At 39.8% G+C, this 2,858-nt stretch carries 2 protein-coding genes; both read right to left on the reverse strand.

Going from position 1 to position 2,858, the window contains the following annotated elements:
• The coding region (locus tag J6U00_RS02510) for a hypothetical protein (protein WP_296578414.1) at positions 1–511 on the reverse strand (511 nt) is incomplete at its 3' end.
• Positions 512–875: 364 nt separating this feature from the next.
• Positions 876–2,576 (reverse strand): hypothetical protein, encoded by a 1,701-nt coding sequence (locus J6U00_RS15145; RefSeq protein WP_365717857.1) that lies wholly within the window; start codon positions 2,574–2,576, stop codon positions 876–878.
• Between the last annotated feature and the right edge of the window lie 282 nt (positions 2,577–2,858).

Below are 2,858 nucleotides of genomic sequence, written 5' to 3' on the forward strand. Positions count from 1 at the left end.
CAAACTCTGATTTTGATTTGCAGCCGTATACGCGGAAGATCCTTCTGTCCTCGCTGATGCTCCAGGCTACGTCCCTGAAGCCCTTATCCGCGAGAGCTTCCCTGATATCTGTCGCAGGGATATCCGCGCCCTCTTTCAGCTTTAAAACTATCTCGGGATACAGAATATGGAGAAAATGTATCTTACCGCTTTTATCAATGAAAAAACAGCGTTCAGAACCTTGATGTATATAATAATCTCCATATGATGAGACTCCTGCGTATTCACCGCCGCAGATCTTTGTAAGTACCTGCTCCAGAGTAAAGTCCTCGTAATCGTGTATATCCACGGTCAATGGTTTATTTGGCAGATTATAGAGTTCGTCTATCTCCATGTTTTTGCAGTATGTTTCACTGGTAGCGGTATTTTTTACTTCATCAGCCGCTGCATCGGCAGCTACAGCTGTAAAGGGCATTGTAGCATTGCCCGTCAGCATGGTAGCAGTAAGTAATATACCAACAACTTTTTTCATAAAATCAACTCCTTTATATGATGAACGGGCGTTGTTATATCCTTTACTACTTAGACGGAAAAAGTACTGCTTTGTAGCACCCAAATCTGAAGTTTTTTCACGGACTCTTTGTCACTTTAATAATACTATATATTCGCTTTAAAATCAATGCTTTAAAAATATTTAATTATTATACTCCTCGCTTGAAAAACTTTCAACATTATCTTGAGAAAGTATTCCTATCTTCTATATACAGGCTAAGTCATACTCTAAGGCATGATAAAGTCAAGTTGAATTCGGTAAGTCTTTGCCTAATCGGCAGAGTGGTAAATAGACATAGCAAATGCCCGTAAACATCAATGTCAGTTCTATTTAGGATAGAATATCAGCTCTTTGGAGAGTATTTTTCAATAAGCTCCATTGCTTTTTCTTCGCCTATGTAGAAGTGTGTTCCACATTCGACCATATTTGTCCAAACCATACCATTCATATATACCTTGAGTGCGAAGCTGTTTCTGCCGAATACAGGCAATGAACAGATCACTTCAAGCTCGCAGTATCTATCCTTGCGGTCTATCTGTGAGATACTGAAGATAGCATCATCATTTGAGCCCGATGTTTCAAGGTCTCGGTTGCCGAAAAGGGTATTCCAGATATATTCCTTGTCAGCAAGATACTTTTCGCTTATGTGTTCAGGCTTATAGCCGTTATAGACAACATTGTAGATATTCAGGTATTTTTCAAGATTATAGTCATCAATAAGCTGTCCGACAGTCTTAGGCTGATACCACATATTGCGGTATACATGGTAGTTATTGCTTCCGTTGTATTTTACTGCAACTGCAAACTCAGATGAAACATCAGCCAAAGCGAACACATCTGCTGTACCGCCGCTATTCTTGTCACGGTCAAGAACCTCATATTCGTCTATTTCATTGCCTATTGCATCAAGACCTACAGTAGCTCCTGAGTTATAGTATTCTTTATCATTGAAGTTTAGAATGAAGTTATTATCCTCTTCTGTAAAATCAACATAATCGTAGTTTACGAGGGTGATATCATCGTCCTTCTGTGGAATAGGCACACTTCCGAGTCCTAAAAGGCTCATCTGTATCTCTCTTGCATCATTGTTTGTGAGCCCGTTGCCGTCAGTGTCGCCGTTCACCTTTCCCTGTGCAGTTATGCCGCCGTCTGCGGTGATGCCGTATTTATCGGGATTTGCCAGTGACTGCATTATCATAACGGAGTCGGAAAGATCAACATATCCGTCAATATTTGCATCTCCCATAGTACCGTCAATAATTACAGGCTCGTTGCAATAATATATTACTGGATTAAGGAGTGCCAACGCTGTCTTCGTCCACATGAATTCAAATTTGTCGCCGTTATCCTGAATATTCTTCATGGTCTCATAAAGATTATTGTCCTTGCGATTATAAATGTTATTGCCATTATATGTAAAATAAAGCTTTCCTTCTACATCGCTCTTTTCTGCGGTGAAGTCGGGATATTTTTCTGTGAATTCATCAGCCGTCATATCGCCGCTGTAGTACCCACAGTACATACCTACATGATTTGCAGTATCCTCATAGAGCTTGTAATGCATATCTATGGCAGTTACCTCGGGACAAGCCTTTATAAGCTCAAGAGTATAGTCATAAGCCTCTCTTGACTCTGCGCTGATTATCTCGTATTCGTTGCCGTTTTTGCGGAAGATAGGCATTATCAGTCGTTCAGCCTCTACAGCTGCCTTGATATCGTCATAAGGAAGAACCTTTCCTGCTTCCATTTTTATTGCTGTAGCCACATATGTAGCATCTATTATATGGATTTTGCTGTTTTCATCAAGTGTCAGAAGAGTACGGTTGTATTTCCAGTCGGGAGTTAATCGCTCCTTGCTGCCACTAAGCCATATGTAATTTCCTGAGATGTCCTTAATAGCTTCGTCAAAGGTCATGCCCTTGTAACTAAATGACTTAGCTGCCGTTTCAACGATAGCCGGACTTTCTGCGTTTACGGGAAGTGCGGTATTTACGCCGCATATCATAGCTGCAGCTGCTATAATTGCCATTATCTTTTTTTCCATAGTAAAACCTCCTCATATTATCGGTAAAGGAAGAAGCATTTTTGCTTTCACTAATAAGTCGTAAAAAAACGCATTTTGTCTCACCCTTTTTTGAAAAAAATTCAGAAAATATATGTTGAAATATTTTTTAGGAAAATTTATAATTAAGGTGAGACATTTCAATGTTTTTTACGACTTATATATGAAGAGACATATCACTAAACCAAAACGGGAGCAGAAAATGCGACTGCGAAAGGAGTTTAATATGGATAACGGTGCAAGTAGCTACCGCCGTTTCCTTGA

Origin of the sequence: Ruminococcus sp., assembly GCF_017650195.1 — a bacterium.
GTDB lineage: Bacteria > Bacillota > Clostridia > Oscillospirales > Ruminococcaceae > Ruminococcus.